This window comes from Burkholderia latens, assembly GCF_001718795.1.
Classification (GTDB): Bacteria; Pseudomonadota; Gammaproteobacteria; order Burkholderiales; family Burkholderiaceae; genus Burkholderia; species Burkholderia latens_A.
Genome location: NZ_CP013435.1, coordinates 2622556 through 2638805 on the forward strand (window position 1 = coordinate 2622556; position 16250 = coordinate 2638805).

General features: G+C 65.0%; 13 protein-coding genes. 7 read left to right on the forward strand and 6 right to left on the reverse strand.

What is annotated here, in order from left to right:
- The first annotated feature begins 58 nt into the window (after window positions 1-58).
- The 4 genes from ileS (at window position 59) to dut (ending at window position 5180) form a co-directional block, all read left to right on the forward strand.
- Window positions 59-2896, forward strand: coding sequence for an isoleucine--tRNA ligase (ileS, locus tag WK25_RS12195; protein ID WP_069241670.1), 2838 nt, complete (start codon window positions 59-61; stop codon window positions 2894-2896).
- A gap of 2 nt (window positions 2897-2898) precedes the next feature.
- Entirely contained in the window at window positions 2899-3399 is a 501-nt protein-coding gene (gene lspA, locus WK25_RS12200; RefSeq protein ID WP_040141536.1) for a signal peptidase II, read from the forward strand.
- Window positions 3400-3466: 67 nt separating this feature from the next.
- Window positions 3467-4678, forward strand: a complete 1212-nt coding sequence (gene coaBC / locus WK25_RS12205; protein WP_059548766.1) for a bifunctional phosphopantothenoylcysteine decarboxylase/phosphopantothenate--cysteine ligase CoaBC — start codon at window positions 3467-3469, stop codon at window positions 4676-4678.
- Window positions 4679-4733: 55 nt separating this feature from the next.
- Window positions 4734-5180: a dUTP diphosphatase gene (gene dut / locus WK25_RS12210; protein ID WP_040144778.1), complete on the forward strand. Its 447-nt coding sequence runs from the start codon at window positions 4734-4736 to the stop codon at window positions 5178-5180.
- A gap of 50 nt (window positions 5181-5230) precedes the next feature.
- Here the strand turns inward: dut and WK25_RS12215 are convergent, their stop codons facing one another.
- From WK25_RS12215 to clpS, 4 genes are all read right to left on the reverse strand, one after another.
- The gene (locus WK25_RS12215) at window positions 5231-6001 is read right to left on the reverse strand and encodes a membrane protein (protein ID WP_040141540.1); all 771 of its coding nucleotides are present in this window, start codon (window positions 5999-6001) and stop codon (window positions 5231-5233) included.
- 162 nt (window positions 6002-6163) lie between these two features.
- On the reverse strand, window positions 6164-7543 hold the full coding sequence (locus tag WK25_RS12220) for an amino acid permease (RefSeq protein WP_040144779.1): 1380 nt from the start codon (window positions 7541-7543) through the stop codon (window positions 6164-6166).
- Window positions 7544-7646: 103 nt separating this feature from the next.
- Window positions 7647-9947, reverse strand: coding sequence for an ATP-dependent Clp protease ATP-binding subunit ClpA (gene clpA, locus WK25_RS12225; protein WP_040141542.1), 2301 nt, complete (start codon window positions 9945-9947; stop codon window positions 7647-7649).
- Window positions 9944-10258 carry an ATP-dependent Clp protease adapter ClpS gene (gene clpS / locus WK25_RS12230; protein WP_006398529.1) on the reverse strand — a complete coding sequence of 105 codons (315 nt, stop codon included), beginning with the start codon at window positions 10256-10258 and terminating at the stop codon, window positions 9944-9946. The genes clpA and clpS overlap by 4 nt, the downstream gene beginning before the upstream one ends.
- A gap of 289 nt (window positions 10259-10547) precedes the next feature.
- Here clpS and WK25_RS31210 point away from each other — a divergent pair, with 289 nt between their 5' ends.
- Entirely contained in the window at window positions 10548-10748 is a 201-nt protein-coding gene (locus tag WK25_RS31210; protein WP_156432241.1) for a hypothetical protein, read from the forward strand.
- Between the two features lie 56 nt (window positions 10749-10804).
- Window positions 10805-11008, forward strand: a complete 204-nt coding sequence (locus tag WK25_RS12235; protein WP_004196460.1) for a cold-shock protein — start codon at window positions 10805-10807, stop codon at window positions 11006-11008.
- A 181-nt stretch (window positions 11009-11189) separates the two neighbouring features.
- Here WK25_RS12235 and WK25_RS12240 read toward each other — a convergent pair whose 3' ends face one another.
- Window positions 11190-12785, reverse strand: a complete 1596-nt coding sequence (locus WK25_RS12240; RefSeq protein WP_069241671.1) for a multicopper oxidase family protein — start codon at window positions 12783-12785, stop codon at window positions 11190-11192.
- 696 nt (window positions 12786-13481) lie between these two features.
- Between WK25_RS12240 and WK25_RS12245 the strand changes: the two genes are divergently transcribed.
- The gene (locus WK25_RS12245; RefSeq protein WP_040141556.1) at window positions 13482-13706 is read left to right on the forward strand and encodes a hypothetical protein; all 225 of its coding nucleotides are present in this window, start codon (window positions 13482-13484) and stop codon (window positions 13704-13706) included.
- A gap of 129 nt (window positions 13707-13835) precedes the next feature.
- Here WK25_RS12245 and WK25_RS12250 read toward each other — a convergent pair whose 3' ends face one another.
- Window positions 13836-16064: an NADP-dependent isocitrate dehydrogenase gene (locus tag WK25_RS12250; protein ID WP_040141558.1), complete on the reverse strand. Its 2229-nt coding sequence runs from the start codon at window positions 16062-16064 to the stop codon at window positions 13836-13838.
- Between the last annotated feature and the right edge of the window lie 186 nt (window positions 16065-16250).

Genomic DNA, 16250 nt, shown 5'->3' on the forward strand with positions numbered 1-16250 from the left:
GCGCGCATCCCCGATTCACGACGCACGAGCGTCCCCCGATTTAGATAGCGATCCCATCATGAGCAACAAGAAAGCCGATTCGAAACCGCAGGCCAAGTATCCGGTCAACCTGCTCGACACGCCGTTCCCGATGCGCGGCGACTTGCCGAAGCGCGAGCCGCAGTGGGTCAAGGAGTGGGAAGAGCGCGGCATCTACGAGAAGATCCGCGCGGCCAGCAAGGGCCGGCCGAAGTTCATCCTGCACGACGGCCCTCCGTATGCGAACGGCGACATCCACCTCGGCCACGCGGTGAACAAGATCCTGAAGGACATCGTCGTGAAGTCGCGCAACATGGCCGGCTTCGACGCGCCGTACGTGCCCGGCTGGGATTGCCACGGGATGCCGATCGAGATCCAGATCGAAAAGCAGTTCGGCAAGTCGCTGCCGGCCGCCGAAGTGATGAGCAAGGCGCGCGCATACGCGACCGAGCAGATCGAGAAGCAGAAGGTCGGCTTCAAGCGCCTCGGCGTGCTCGGCGACTGGGCGAATCCGTACAAGACGATGAACTTCGTAAACGAAGCGGAAGAGATTCGCGCGCTCGGCAAGATCATCGAAAAGGGCTTCGTGTATCGCGGCCTGAAGCCGGTGAACTGGTGCTTCGACTGCGGCTCGGCGCTCGCCGAGGCGGAAGTCGAGTACAAGGACCGCACCGATCCGACGATCGACGTGATGTTCGCATTCGCGGAGCCGGAAAAGACCGCGCAGGCGTTCGGCCTGGCGGCGCTGCCGCGCACCGACGGCGGCATCGTGATCTGGACCACCACGCCGTGGACGATTCCCGCCAACCAGGCGCTGAACCTCCATCCGGAAATCGTCTACGCGCTGGTCGACACCGAGCGCGGACTGCTGATCATCGCGCAAGAGCGCGTCGAAGCGTGCATGGCCGACTTCAAGCTGACCGGCCGCGTCGTCGCGACCGCGCCGGGCGTGAAGCTCGCGAACCTGCGCTTCCACCACCCGCTCGCGTCGGCCCACCCCGGCTACAAGCGCACCGCCCCGGTCTACCTCGGCGACTACGTGACGACCGACACGGGTACCGGCGTCGTGCACTCGTCGCCTGCGTACGGTATCGAAGACTTCGTGTCGTGCAAGGCGCACGGAATGACCGACTCGGACATCATCAACCCGGTGATGGGCGACGGCCGCTACATCGAATCGCTGCCGCTGTTCGGCGGCCTGTCGATCTGGGACGCGAACCCGAAGATCGTCGACGCGCTGAACGCGGCCGGCTCGCTGCTGCGCAGCGAGAAGTACACGCACAGCTACATGCACTGCTGGCGCCACAAGACGCCGATCATCTACCGCGCGACGTCGCAGTGGTTCGCCGGCATGGACGTGACGCCGCGCGACGGCGGCAAGACGTTGCGCGAAACAGCGCTCGAAGGCGTCGATGCAACCGCGTTCTACCCGTCGTGGGGCAAGCAGCGCCTGTTCAGCATGATCGCGAACCGCCCGGACTGGACGCTGTCGCGCCAGCGCCAGTGGGGCGTGCCGATGGCGTTCTTCGTGCACAAGGAAACCGGCGAGTTGCACCCGCGCACGCTCGAACTGCTCGAGGAAGTCGCGAAGCGCGTCGAGCAGTCGGGCATCGAGGCGTGGCAGTCGCTCGATCCGCGCGAACTGATCGGCGACGACGCGAACATGTACGAAAAGAACCGCGACACGCTGGACGTGTGGTTCGACTCGGGCACGACGCATTGGCACGTGCTGCGCGGCTCGCACAAGGATCAGCTGCAGTTCCCGGCCGATCTGTACCTCGAAGGCTCGGACCAGCACCGCGGCTGGTTCCATTCGTCGCTGCTTACCGCATCGATGATCGACGGCCGCGCGCCGTACAAGGGTCTCCTCACGCACGGCTTCACGGTCGACGGCGAAGGCCGCAAGATGAGCAAGTCGCTCGGTAACGGCATCGATCCGCACGAAGTCGCGAACCGCCTCGGCGCGGAAATCATCCGCCTGTGGATCGCGTCGACCGATTATTCGGGCGAACTCGCGATTTCCGAGGAAATCCTGAAGCGCGTGACGGAGGGCTATCGCCGGATCCGCAACACGCTGCGCTTCCTGCTCGCGAACCTGTCCGACTTCGACTTCGCGCAGCACGCGGTGCCGGTCGACGAATGGCTCGAGATCGACCGCTACGCGGTCGCGTTCTCCGCGCAGTTGCAGACGGAACTGCTCGGGCACTACGAGAAGTATGAATTCCACCCGGTCGTCGCGAAGTTGCAAACGTACTGCTCGGAAGATCTCGGCGGCTTCTATCTCGACGTGCTGAAGGACCGCCTGTACACGAGCGCGCCCGATTCGCGCGCGCGCCGCTCCGCGCAGACCGCGCTGTACCACCTGACGCAAGGGCTGCTGCGCGTACTCGCGCCGTTCCTGTCGTTCACCGCAGAAGAGGCGTGGAAGGTGTTCCAGCCGGCCAGCGACACCGTGTTCACAGAAACCTACTACGCGTATCCGGAAGTCGCCGGCTCGGCCGCGCTGATCGCGAAGTGGGCGCTCCTGCGCGAAGTCCGCGGCAACGTGACGAAGGCGCTCGAGGAAGCGCGCACCGCGAACCGTATCGGTTCGTCGCTGCAGGCCGAAGTGGCCGTGCATGCGAGCGGCGCGCGCTACGATGCGCTGACCAGCCTCGGCGACGACCTGAAATTCGTGCTGATCACGTCGGCGGCGACTGTCGTAAAGGTCGACCACGAAGCGCAGGAAAGCGTCGACGTGGCCGCGTCGAAGTACCAGAAGTGCGAACGCTGCTGGCACTACCGCGACGATGTCGGCGCACATGCCGATCACCCGACGCTGTGCGGCCGCTGCTTCTCGAACCTGTTTGAAAACGGCGAAATCCGGAGCGCTGCTTGACCATGGCGAAAACCTTGTCGAAACCGGCCAGCGGCGCGCTCGCGCCCTGGCTCGGCATTTCGCTGATCGTGATCCTCTTCGATCAGCTGTCGAAGATCGCGATCCTCAAAACGTTCGCGTACGGCGCGCAGCATGCGCTCACGTCGTTCTTCAACCTCGTGCTGGTGTACAACCGCGGTGCCGCATTCGGTTTCCTGTCGACCGCAAGCGGCTGGCAGCGCTGGGCGTTCACCGCGCTCGGCATCGGCGCGACGCTCGTGATCTGCTACCTGCTTCGCCGTCACGGTCAGCAGCGGCTGTTCAGCCTGTCGCTCGCGCTGATCCTCGGCGGCGCACTCGGCAACGTGATCGACCGGCTCGTCTACGGCCACGTGATCGACTTTCTCGATTTCCACGTCGGTGCGTGGCACTTCCCGGCGTTCAACCTCGCCGACTCCGCGATCACGATCGGCGCGGTGCTGCTGATCTACGACGAACTGCGTCGCGTGCGCGGCTCGCGCTGAACGCGCATACTCGGCGTCGGCGGCCGGCTTCGCGCCGGCCGTTCCGTTTGACCCCAGGAGGCCTGAGTTGGCACACGCAGAACTCGCAGGAAAACACCTCGTTCTCGGCCTGACGGGCGGCATCGCCTGCTACAAGATCGCCGAGCTCACACGGCTGCTCGTGAAGGCCGGCGCGACCGTGCAGGTCGTGATGACCGAAGCCGCCACCCAGTTCATCACACCGGTCACGATGCAGGCACTGTCCGGCCGGCCCGTCTACACGAGCCAATGGGACGCACGCGTCGGCAACAACATGGCGCACATCGACCTGTCGCGCGAAGCCGACGCCATCGTGATCGCACCGGCGTCGACGGATTTCCTCGCGAAGCTCGCGCACGGCTTCGCCGACGATCTGCTATCGACGCTGTGCGTCGCACGCGACTGTCCGCTGCTCGTCGTGCCGGCGATGAACCGCCAGATGTGGCAGAACCCGGCCACGCAGCGCAATGCAGCGCAGCTGCGCGCCGACGGTGTGTCGGTGCTCGGCCCCGACTCGGGCGCGCAGGCGTGCGGCGAAGTCGGTGACGGCCGCATGCTCGAACCCGACGCGATCTACGAAGCCATCGTGTCGCACTTTGCGCCGAAGGTGCTCGCGCACCGCCGCGTGCTGATCACGGCCGGCCCGACGTTCGAGCCGCTGGATCCGGTGCGCGGCCTCACGAACCGTTCGAGCGGCAAGATGGGCTTCGCGCTCGCGCGCGCCGCGCAGCAGGCTGGCGCCGACGTGCATCTGGTCGCCGGGCCGGTCGCGCTCGACACGCCGTGGGGTGTGTACCGCCAGGACGTGCAGACGGCCCAGCAGATGTACGACGCTGTCATGCATGCGGTGTCCGACGCGGACATCTTCATCGCGGTCGCCGCGGTCGCCGATTGGCGCGTCGAGCACCCCGCCGAGCACAAGATGAAAAAGACCGCCGATCGCAAGATGCCCGCGCTCGCGTTCGTCGAGAACCCCGACATCCTCGCGTCGGTCGCGGCGTTGCCCGACGCGCCGTTCTGCGTCGGCTTCGCGGCCGAGAGCGGCGATCTCGACGTGCATGGCGACGAGAAGCGCAAGCGCAAGAACGTGCCGCTGCTGGTCGGCAATCTCGGCCCGCTGACGTTCGGCCGCGACGACAACGAAGTCGTGCTGTTCGAGGCGGCCGGCCTCACGCGCCTGCCGCGCGCGCCCAAGGACGAACTCGCGCACGCGCTTGTGGCCGAAATCGCGAAGCGCCTGCCAGACAACCGCCTGATCTGATCCTTTGCGCGGCTGCACGCGCCGCCGCGCCCTTCCCGACCGATTCGACGACTGCATGAAACTCGACCTGAAGATTCTCGACGCGCGCATGCGCGACTACCTGCCCGCGTATGCAACCACCGGCAGCGCCGGCCTCGACCTGCGCGCATGCCTCGACGCGCCCGTCACGTTGCAGCCCGGTGAAACGACGCTGGTGCCGACCGGCCTGGCGATCCACCTCGCCGACCCGGGCTACGCGGCGCTGATCCTGCCGCGCTCCGGCCTCGGCCACAAGCACGGGATCGTGCTCGGCAACCTCGTCGGCCTGATCGATTCCGACTATCAGGGGCAGCTGATGGTGTCGACGTGGAACCGCGGTCAGAGCGAGTTCGTGCTGAACCCGTTCGAGCGCCTTGCGCAGCTCGTGATCGTGCCGGTCGTGCAGGCGCAATTCAACATCGTCAGCGACTTCGCGCAGAGCGATCGCGGCGAAGGCGGCTTCGGCAGCACCGGCCGCCACTGAGCCGCACAGCGTAAAAAAGGGGCCGCGGCCCCTTCTTCTTCCGTTACGGCTCAACGGTTGGCGGTCTGCGCAATGCGCGCCGGTGCGAGTTCGCGTCGCCGCGCCTGCACAATCGTCGCGTAGATCACCATCGCGATCAGCACGCCCAGCAGCACCGCGGACGACCCGACCGTGCCGAGTGCGAGCCCGCCCTTCGCGACAGGTTTCGTCAGCAGATCGCCGACCGTCGCGCCAAACGGCCGCGTGAGCACGAACGCCGCCCAGAACAGCAGTACGCCGGAGATGCGCGTGAAATAGTGCGCGAGCACGATTGCCACGAGCAATCCGCCGATCAACAGCGCGCCGCCGCCGAAGCCGAGGCCCGAGCTGTCCGCGAGGAAATCGCCGAGCGCGGTGCCGAGCGTGTTCGAAAACAGGATCGCGATCCAGTACAGCAATTCAACCTTGCGCGTGCGGATCAGGTCGACCGACAGCGATTCGCCGCTCAGGCGCCACACCGCGAAAATCGCCAGCAGGATCGCGACGAGGATCGACGAGCCGGCCGCATAACCGAGGCCGAGCGTGCGATCCATGAAATCGGACATCGTCGTCCCGGCCGTGCTGGTCGCGACGATCACTGCCCAGTAGATCGCCGGACGATAGCCGGTCGTGCGGAGCTGTGCACCGAGCGTGACGACGAAGAACCCGAACAGCAGGATCGAACTCACGGCGTAGCCGACGTTCAAGGTCATCGACAGCAGGTCGCCGCCGGTTTCGCCAAGCGTCGTCGCGCAGATCTTCATGATCCAGAACGCGAGCGTGATTTCGGGAAGTTTGTTCATTCGAACCCCTTGTACAGATAAGCCGCGGGGCCTGCATCGGCCGCCCCCGGCAATGCGGACAGGTTCGAATGTAGCCGTCGGCGGCTTAACGCAACCTTAGCGGCGTCGAAAAGCGACGGCGGGCGCTCTCACTCGGCGGCGGCCCCGCACATCAATGCGCATTCAACGCGCGTGTGCGTGCCGGTAATGCAGCGCGTACGCGAGCGTCAACAGCACGACGAACACCACGCCGACCACCATCGTCATCCGGAATTCGCGCGTGAACGCGGTCGTGAGCAAAATCGCGCCGACGAGCGCTGCGCCGAGCAGGCTGCCGAACGGATGACCCCACATCCGGAATGCGAGCACGGGACCGCTGTAGCGTGCACGGAACCGCAGATGCGTGACAAAAATCATCAGCCACGTGAACAGCGCGCCGAACATCGCGATCGCCATCATCACCGTAAATGCGGTGTCGGGCGACAGCGCGACCAGCACGGCCGCGACCGCGACGCCGCTCGTCGAGATCCACAATGCCGCGCGCGGCACGCCGTTGCTGCCGAGGCGGCCGAACACGGCCGGCGCGAGCCGTGCGCGCGACAGGCTGAACATCATCCGCGTCGTCACGTACAGCTGGCTGTTCATCGCGGACAGCGCCGCGATCAACAGCACGAAGTTGATTACGCCGGCCGCATACGGCACGTGTGTCGCGGCCATCACCTTCACGAACGGGCTTTCGTCGGTACCGGCCTGCGTCCACGGAACGATCGCGAGCATCAGCGCGAGCGTCAGCAGGTAGAACAAAACGAGCCGGAACACCGTCGAGCGGAACGCGCGCGTGACCGCATGCTGCGGATCGCGCGCCTCGCCGGCAGCGATCGCGACCGCCTCGATGCTCATGTAGCTGAAAATTGCGACGATCACCGCGACCCAGGTGCCCCAGGGGCCTTTCGGCATGAAGCCGCCGTGCGCGGTGTAGTTCGCGAAGCCGATGCCGGTATCCGCGGGCGCGGACCATACGAGATAGGCGCCCAGCACGATGAACACGACGATCGCCGCGATCTTCAGCAGCGAGAACGCATATTCGACCGTTCCGTACAGCGTGACGCTCGCAAGATTCACCGCGATCAGCAGCGCCGAGAAGCCAATCACCCAATACCAGCCGGGCACGGACGGGAACCAGTACTTCATGAACACGGCGATCGCACTGATTTCGGTGCCGATCGCGAACACCACCGCGAACCAGTACGCATAGCGCACGAGAAAGCCCGCCAGCGGACCGACGTAGTGCTCGGCGTAAGCGCCGAACGAGCCGGCCGTCGGATGCGCGACCGTCATTTCCGCGAGCGCGCCCATCAGCAGCAGCGCGATCAGCGCGCCGATCGCATACGAAACGAGCACGCTCGGCCCGGCGAGCCCGATCGCGAACCCGCTGCCGAGAAACAGGCCCGTGCCGATCGCGCCGCCGATTGCGATCATCGCCATCTGCCCGGACGTCAGCGCATGGCGCAACCCTTGTTCGCGCGCGACGATGTTGTCGAACGACCGTTGTTGTTGTGTCACTGCGTTGCCACTCCCCTGCACCACCATCGCGCCGCCGGCGCCAGATAAAACGAAACGGCGCGGAGGACTTCCCGCGCCGTTCGCATGAACAACCAATTATCGCTTACTCGACTTCGACCGTCTCTTCGTTCGGCTTGTGCGGCGGATTCGCCAGCTTGTCGAACGACAACTGCACCTTGTCGGCTTCGTCGACGTCGACCGTCACGTGACCGCCGTTCAGCAGCTTGCCGAACAGCAACTCGTCGGCGAGCGCACGGCGGATGGTGTCCTGGATCAACCGCTGCATCGGCCGCGCGCCCATCAGCGGGTCGAAGCCGTGCTTCGCGAGATGCTTGCGCAACGCGTCGGTGAAAAGCGCGTCGACCTTCTTCTCGTGCAGTTGCTCCTCGAGCTGGATCAGGAACTTGTCGACCACGCGCATGATGATTTCCTCATCGAGCGAGCGGAAGCTGATGATCGCGTCCAGACGGTTGCGGAACTCCGGCGTGAACAGGCGCTTGATGTCGGTCATCTCGTCGCCGGTTTCGCGACGCGTCGTGAAACCGATCGTCGCCTTTTGCATCGACTCGGCGCCGGCGTTCGTCGTCATGATGATGATGACGTTGCGGAAATCCGCCTTGCGGCCGTTGTTGTCCGTCAGCGTGCCGTGGTCCATCACCTGCAGCAGCACGTTGAAGATGTCCGGATGCGCCTTCTCGATTTCGTCGAGCAGCAGCACGCAATGCGGCTTCTTCGTGACGGCTTCGGTCAGGAGGCCGCCCTGGTCGAACCCGACGTAGCCCGGCGGCGCGCCGATCAGTCGGCTCACCGCGTGCCGCTCCATGTATTCCGACATGTCGAAGCGGATCAGCTCGATACCGAGCGTGAACGCGAGCTGGCGCGCCACTTCGGTCTTGCCGACGCCGGTCGGGCCGGAGAACAGGAATGCGCCGATCGGCTTGTCCATCTTGCCGAGGCCCGCGCGCGCCATCTTGATCGACGCGGCGAGTGCATCGATCGCCGGATCCTGGCCGAACACGACGCTCTTCAGGTCGCGATCGAGCGTCTGCAGCTTGCTGCGATCGTCTTGCGACACGCTTTGCGCCGGCACGCGCGCGATCTTCGAAATGATTTCCTCGATCTCGCTCTTGCCGATCGTCTTCTTCTGCTTCGACTTCGGCAGGATGCGCTGCGCGGCGCCCGCCTCGTCGATCACGTCGATCGCCTTGTCCGGCAGATGCCGATCGGTGATGAAGCGTGCCGACAACTCCGCCGCGGCCGACAGCGCGCCCGACGAATACTTGACGCCATGGTGCTCCTCGAAGCGCGACTTCAGCCCGCGCAGGATCGCGACCGTCTGCTCGACGGTCGGCTCCGTCACGTCGACCTTCTGGAAGCGCCGCGACAGCGCCGCATCCTTCTCGAAGATGCCGCGATATTCGGTGAACGTGGTCGCGCCGATGCACTTGAGCGTGCCCGACGACAGCGCCGGCTTCAGCAGATTCGATGCGTCGAGCGTGCCGCCCGATGCGGCGCCCGCGCCGATCAGCGTGTGGATCTCGTCGATGAACAGGATCGCATGCGGGCGCTCCTTCAGTTCCTTCAGCACCGTCTTCAGGCGCTGCTCGAAGTCGCCGCGATACTTGGTGCCCGCGAGCAGCGCGCCCATGTCGAGCGAATACACCTGCGCGTTCGCAAGGATGTCCGGCACTTCGCCGCGCGTGATGCGATAGGCGAGCCCTTCGGCAATCGCCGTCTTGCCGACACCGGCCTCACCGACAAGCAGCGGATTGTTCTTGCGGCGGCGGCACAGCACCTGCACGACGCGCTCGACCTCCGGCTCGCGTCCGATCAGCGGATCGATGCGGCCATCCTTCGCCATCTGGTTCAGGTTCTGCGTGAATTGCGCGAGCGGCGTTTCCTTCTGCGCATTCGCGTCTTCGCTTTCCGCGTTCGCATCCGACGACTTCGCGGCTTCGCCGCCGTTCGTCTTTGCGATGCCGTGCGAAATGAAGTTCACGACGTCGAGGCGCGTGACGCCCTGCTGCTGCAGGTAGTACACCGCGTGCGAGTCCTTCTCGCCGAAGATCGCGACCAGCACGTTCGCGCCGGTGACTTCCTTCTTGCCGTTCGACGTCGACTGGACGTGCATGATCGCGCGCTGGATCACGCGCTGGAAACCGAGCGTCGGCTGGGTATCGACATCGTCGGTGCCCGGGACGGTAGGTGTGTTGTCGTGGATGAAATTGCGCAGGTTCTGACGGAGGTCCTCGATGTTTGCCGCGCACGCGCGCAACACCTCGGCTGCCGTCGGATTATCCAGCAGGGCCAGCAGCAAATGCTCGACCGTAATGAACTCATGGCGCGCCTGGCGTGCTTCCATGAACGCCATGTGCAGGCTGACTTCCAATTCCTGGGCAATCATGCTTCCTCCATCACGCACTGCAGCGGATGCCCGGCCTGCCGCGCATGGGTAACGACTTGCTCAACTTTGGTCGACGCGATGTCCCGCGTATAGACCCCACATACCCCTCGCCCCTCGCGATGGACCTTCAGCATGATCTGCGTGGCCGTCTCGCGATCCTTCTTGAAATACTCCTGTACGACCATCACGACGAACTCCATCGGGGTGAAGTCGTCGTTCAGCAGCACCACCTTGTACATCGAAGGCGGCTTGAGCTTCTGCTGCTTGCGTTCCAGGACGGTGCTGTCCTGCTTGTCCGGGATAATCGCCATACACCCATTCTAAACAACTCGGACAGGCCCGCAATCCTGCCATTACCCGACCGACCGGCCGGCGCCCTCCCTGGTTCCCGACGATGCGCGATCGTCTTCGTGCCATACGAAAGCCGGCTGCGGTGCCGGCTTTCACGCGTGGCGCGGAACACGAACCGTCAGGGGGAGACCGCACCGGACCGTCGCATCCGCATCCAGTATCCCACAAGCCGGACGACTCGATCGCGTGTCACTCGAGCCTGGTATATGAGCCGATTATGCGACTTTTCAAGTCGGCGCGCTTGGCGGCATGCTGCAAAGCAAAGCCGGAAAAACCCTGAAAATGGATTCTTTACAACGGCCCTCCAAACGTCTCAAAATTCCGCTTGACACTCAAATAAAGAGCGCCAACAATCAAGCTGGCACTTTTTTCAATTCGTCTGACGGCGAGATGAAAGAGGCCGATGGTGAGCTTGTGAGGGGGGAACGGCTGTATTTTCCGGTCGTTTAGCTTTTCGAGCGTGCTCGTGGTAAGTAGCAGCGACTGTGTGACAGGGGAAGTAGGAAATGGCAACTGGTATCGTTAAGTGGTTCAACGACGCGAAGGGCTTCGGTTTCATCACTCCCGACGAGGGCGGTGAAGATCTGTTTGCGCACTTCTCGGCCATCAACATGCAGGGCTTCAAGACCCTGAAGGAAGGCCAGAAGGTGAGCTTCGAGGTCGTCCAAGGCCCGAAGGGCAAGCAAGCGTCGAACATCCAGGCCGCATAAAGGCACCGGATATCAGACGAAGAAACCCGGCACCGCGCCGGGTTTCTTTTTTTTTCAGGCCGGCCAATCGTTTATTCGATTGGCCGGCCTTTTCGTTCAATCCCGATAATTGAACATACATTGTCTCGTCGCGTGCGCAAATCGAATGCGGACATACGCGTGAAACATATTAGATTGCCGGTTACACGACCTTCAGCGTCCCCATCATGCCGAGATCCTCGTGTTCGAGAATATGGCAGTGAAACATGCGCTCGCCGGGCATGTCTTGCATGACGTGGATCGTCACCGTCTCGCCGCTGCGTACGTTCACCGTGTCGCGCCATGCACGGAACGGCTCGGGCGTGCGCGTTCCGCCTGCTGCGCGCTCGACCACCTGGAATTGCGTGCCATGCACATGAAACGGGTGGTCCATGTCGGTGTCGTTGCGGATCGTCCAGCGCTCGACGTCGCCGGCGCGGCTCGTCAATGTCGCCCGATGTGCGGCGTACACGTCGCCGTTCACCGTGAATCGCATCCCCGCCGGGCGGCCGTGCGCGGGCCCCGCCATCATCGCGTCCATGTCCATTTCTTCGCCGAATGCCACCGTCTTATCCGCCACCGGCGTGCCCAGCGCGGGTACCGCACGCAGAAGCGCGGGCAGCGGGCGCGCAGCGGCCGGCGCAAACGCAACATCGGCCAGCGGAACTGCCGGATCGGGCGGCAGGCTGCCATGACCGTTGTCGTGCGACATCGCCATCTTGCGGCGGTCGTATTCGGCCGCTTGCAGCACTGCGCGTGACGCGCGGTCGCCGGCGCGCACAAGCAGTTCCGCACGCTCGCCCGGCGCGAGCAGCAGCGACGTCACGCCGCGCGGCGCGTCGAACAGCCCGCCGTCGGTGCCGACGTGCTCGAATGCGCGGCCGTCGTCGAACGCGATGCGCAGATAGCGCGCGCTGCATGCGTTCCATATGCGCCAGCGCTCGTCGCCCGCGAGGTCGATCCGCGGCCGGCGCGCGCCGTTGACCAGCACGAACTGCCCTTCGCGGCCGTTCATCCAGTCCATCATGTCGTTCGGCGGAATCGTGCCGTCGCGCGCGAGCTTGAGGTCGGACACGAACAGGTTGCGTTCCGGCCAGCCGGCGAGCGGATCGTCGGCCGCACGCACGATGAACGGGCCGGCGAGGCCGCGGAACACCTGCTCGGCCGTCATCATGTGCGGATGTGGGTGATACCAGTAGGTGCCGGCACTTCCCTTCGGCAACGTGAAGCGATACACGCGCGACGCGCCCGGCGCGACGGGATCGGCCGGGTTGCCGTCCTGGTCGGGCGGCACCGGCAGGCCGTGCCAGTGGAGCGTCGACGGTTGCGGCAGCTTGTTCACGAAACGGATTTCGACCGTATCGCCCTCGCGCACGTCGATCAGCGCACCGACGACCGGCCCTTGCGTGCCGGTGCCGAATTGCCAGAACGTCGTCGGACGCGCGCCGTGCAGCAGCGGCCGCGCGACCGGCTGTGCGACCAGCGTCGCGCGGAACGTGCCGGGCTCTCGGCTTTCGTTCGCGAGCGTCCGCAGCGATGCGAGCGGCGCGCCGGCCGGCAGCGCATCAGCGGACGCGAGCGTGGCGGGCGCGGGCTTCGCGTGCTGCGGGTGCGCAGCCATCCCGGACATGCCCGGCATGTCGTCCATCTCCATGCCGGCCATGCCAGCGTGACCGGCGTGCTGCGCCGACGCCGTGCGTGCGAACAGCGATGCGGCCGCCACGCCGATGGCGCGCGCCAGGAAGGTTCTCCGTATCATCAATCGTTCCTCGTTATTCGTACCAGGTCGCGCGATCGTCGCGACAGCCGCGCCAATCGGCTCCGGACCAGCGCCCGTGCGCGACGCGGTGACTCATGGCCCGCGTCATCATAACCGCAGCCCGCGGGCGATAAGGCGCGGCACCCAACGAGCGTCGATTCGTCGCAGTACCGGCCGCGCAACCCGGCTCGCGCGCCATCGCCGGCGCGCTTTCCCCAAGCGGGGAATGCTGTGACCGATGCTGCCGCACGCGCCGCAATGGCGATTGCAGCGTTCGGTCCGCCGATTTCGCCGCCGCCCCTCAACGACACTTTTGACCGGCCGCCGACGCCGCCATTTGCACGCCCCCGCGGCACCCACGCGTGGAGTCGCCGATTTTTCACGATGTGCAACAAGTCTCTGCGTTATAAAAATTCGTGGTGCAGGGCACAAATTCGCTGTTTCGCGATGCCAAAAAACGTTCCGCAATACAAAACGCACAAAATATATGCTTGTTTTTCAAAGGAAATTTTTGTTTTGAGAATCCGTTCTACCTGCACCATCGACACCGGCCGCGGACGTAGACTTTGTTCCATGCACTGACGCTTCGTACGCGGTTCGGTACGGAATCCGGCGCAAGCAATCCGTCGGACCACAGCCGGACGAACCGGCGGGCCGCACACCAGAATTGCTTTTGATCTGAAAGGGAGAACGGAAATGAAGGGATTTCGCTTTGGTTCAGCGCTCGGGTCGTTCTACATTCTGCCGGCCAACGGCGGCTGGGAAGCGACGTTCGGCAATGCTTCGCTCGGCGCGTTCTCGTGCCCGGAAGTGGCGGCCGAGCGCATCTCGCGCGGCGACTGTGCGCAGCCGTCCGAACTGGACACCGCCACCCTCGAAGTGCCGGACGAAATCGCCGAATGGGAAATCGTTCACGTCTGAATGGCACGCCTGCAACGAACAACGCCCCGGGCGACCGGGGCGTTGTCATGTTCGGCGCGACGGCGAGCCGCGAAGCCCGCCGTATCGGCTGCCGCTGTCGACGTGGCCCGCGCCGTGGCGCGGCCGGCGTCAGGCGAGCGCGTCGACGATGCCGTTCAGCGTGGCGCTCGGGCGCATCGCCCGGCTCGTGAGTTCGACGCTCGGACGGTAGTAGCCGCCGATCGCTTGCGCGGCGCCCTGCGCGGCCGACAGCTCTTCCAGAATGCGCGCCTCGTTGTCGGACAACGCTTTCGCGACACCTTCGAACTGCGCCTTCAGCGCCGCGTCCTCGGTTTGCTCGGCGAGCGCCTGCGCCCAGTACATGCACAGGTAGAAGTGGCTGCCGCGGTTGTCGAGGCCGCCGACCTTGCGCGCGGGCGACTTGTTCTCGTCAAGGAACTTGCCGGTTGCCTGGTCGAGAGTCTTCGCGAGCACGAGCGCCTTCGGGTTCTGGTAAGCGTGGCCGAGATGCTCGAGCGACGCGGCCAGCGCAAGGAATTCACCGAGCGAATCCCAGCGCAGGAAGCCTTCCTCGACGAACTGCTGCACGTGCTTCGGCGCAGAACCGCCCGCACCCGTTTCGAACATCCCGCCGCCGGCCATCAGCGGCACGATCGACAGCATCTTCGCGCTGGTGCCGAGCTCCATGATCGGGAACAGGTCGGTCAGATAGTCGCGCAGCACGTTGCCGGTGACCGAAATCGTGTCCTTGCCCGCGCGGATGCGCTCGAGCGAGAACCGCGTCGCGTCGACCGGCGTCATGATGCGAATGTCGAGGCCGTTCGTGTCGTGGTCCTTCAGATAGCGTTCGACCTTCGCGATGATCTGCGCGTCGTGCGCGCGTGCCGGATCGAGCCAGAACACGGCCGGCGCGCCGGTCGCGCGCGCGCGGTTCACAGCGAGCTTGACCCAGTCCTGCACCGGCGCGTCCTTCGTCTGGCACATGCGCCAGATGTCGCCCGACTCGACCGCATGCTCGAGCAGCACGTTGCCGGCTTCGTCGATAACGCGCACGACACCGTCAGCCGGGATCAGGAACGTCTTGTCGTGCGAACCGTATTCCTCGGCCGCCTGCGCCATCAGGCCGACGTTCGGCACGCTGCCCATCGTGACGGGGTCGAACGCGCCATGCTGCTTGCAGTCCTCGATCACAGCCTGGTAGACGCCTGCGTAGCAGCGGTCCGGAATCACGGCCTTCGCGTCGTGCAGTTCGCCGTCCGGGCCCCACATGCAGCCCGACTCGCGGATCATCGCCGGCATCGACGCGTCGACGATCACGTCGCTCGGCACGTGCAGGTTCGTGATGCCCTTGTCCGAGTTGACCATCGCGAGGCGCGGACGCACCGCGTATTCGGCCTTCACGTCGGCTTCGATCGCTTCGCGCGTGTCGGCCGGCAGGTCTTTCAGGCGCGCGTACAGGTCGCCGATCCCGTTGTTCGGGTTGAAACCGGCCTGTGCGAGAACGTCCGCGTGCTTCGCGAGCGCGTCGCGGTAGAACACCGACACGAAGTGACCGAACAGGATCGGATCCGAGACCTTCATCATGGTCGCCTTCAGGTGCACCGAGAACAGCACGTCCTGCGCCTTCGCGTCGGCGATCTGCGCTTCGATGAAGCTGCGCAGCGCCTTGCGGCTCATCACCGATGCGTCGATGATTTCACCGGCCTTCACCGCCGTCTTCTCCTTCAGCACCTTCTTCACGCCGTCGGTTGTCGTGAGTTCGATCTTCACGCTGCCGGCATCGGCGATCAGCGCCGACTTCTCGCTGCCGTAGAAGTCGCCTTCGGTCATGTGCGCGACGTGCGCCTTCGACGTCGGCTTCCACGCGCCCATCTTGTGCGGGTGCTTGCGCGCGTAGTTCTTGACCGACAGCGGCGCGCGGCGGTCCGAGTTGCCTTCGCGCAGCACCGGGTTCACCGCGCTGCCCTTGATCTTGTCGTAGCGTGCCTTGACGGCCTTCTCTTCTTCGGTCGCCGGCTCTTCCGGGTACGCCGGCAGCTTGTAGCCCTGCGCCTGCAGTTCGGCGATCGCGGCTTTCAGCTGCGGCACCGATGCGCTGATGTTCGGCAGCTTGATGATGTTCGCTTCAGGCTTCAGCGTGAGCTGGCCCAGTTCGGCCAGATCGTCCGAACCCTTCTGCTCCGGCGGCAGGACGTCGGCGAATGCCGCAATGATGCGGCCGGCGAGCGAAATGTCGCGCGTTTCGACGGCGACGCCGGACGAGCGCGTGAAAGCCTTGACGATCGGCAGCAGCGAATAGGTCGCGAGCGCGGGCGCTTCGTCGGTGAGGGTGTAGATGATCTTGGGCGAAGTGGACATGGTCGATGCGTTGCTACGTGAAAATTTTTGACTGAAGAGCGCCGGCGGTAACCGGCGGGGAGCGACCGGGTCGGTCGCGAAAGGGGCGCGCCGGCTCAGCCGGGCGGCGGTGTTGCGAGGGCCGTCATGTTCTACCTTGCAGGGCATCCGGGCCGCATCGCGGCGCCGCGGCCCGCACGCCGGACC

Coding starts and splice junctions, on each gene's coding strand:
- ileS (WP_069241670.1), top strand. CDS start 59: ATGAGCAACAAGAAAGCCGATTCGAAACCGCAGGCCAAGTATCCGGTC.
- lspA (WP_040141536.1), top strand. CDS start 2,899: ATGGCGAAAACCTTGTCGAAACCGGCCAGCGGCGCGCTCGCGCCCTGG.
- dut (WP_040144778.1), top strand. CDS start 4,734: ATGAAACTCGACCTGAAGATTCTCGACGCGCGCATGCGCGACTACCTG.
- WK25_RS12215 (WP_040141540.1), bottom strand. CDS start 6,001: ATGAACAAACTTCCCGAAATCACGCTCGCGTTCTGGATCATGAAGATC.
- clpA (WP_040141542.1), bottom strand. CDS start 9,947: ATGATTGCCCAGGAATTGGAAGTCAGCCTGCACATGGCGTTCATGGAA.
- clpS (WP_006398529.1), bottom strand. CDS start 10,258: ATGGCGATTATCCCGGACAAGCAGGACAGCACCGTCCTGGAACGCAAG.
- WK25_RS31210 (WP_156432241.1), top strand. CDS start 10,548: ATGCTGCAAAGCAAAGCCGGAAAAACCCTGAAAATGGATTCTTTACAA.
- WK25_RS12235 (WP_004196460.1), top strand. CDS start 10,805: ATGGCAACTGGTATCGTTAAGTGGTTCAACGACGCGAAGGGCTTCGGT.
- WK25_RS12240 (WP_069241671.1), bottom strand. CDS start 12,785: ATGATACGGAGAACCTTCCTGGCGCGCGCCATCGGCGTGGCGGCCGCA.
- WK25_RS12245 (WP_040141556.1), top strand. CDS start 13,482: ATGAAGGGATTTCGCTTTGGTTCAGCGCTCGGGTCGTTCTACATTCTG.
- WK25_RS12250 (WP_040141558.1), bottom strand. CDS start 16,064: ATGTCCACTTCGCCCAAGATCATCTACACCCTCACCGACGAAGCGCCC.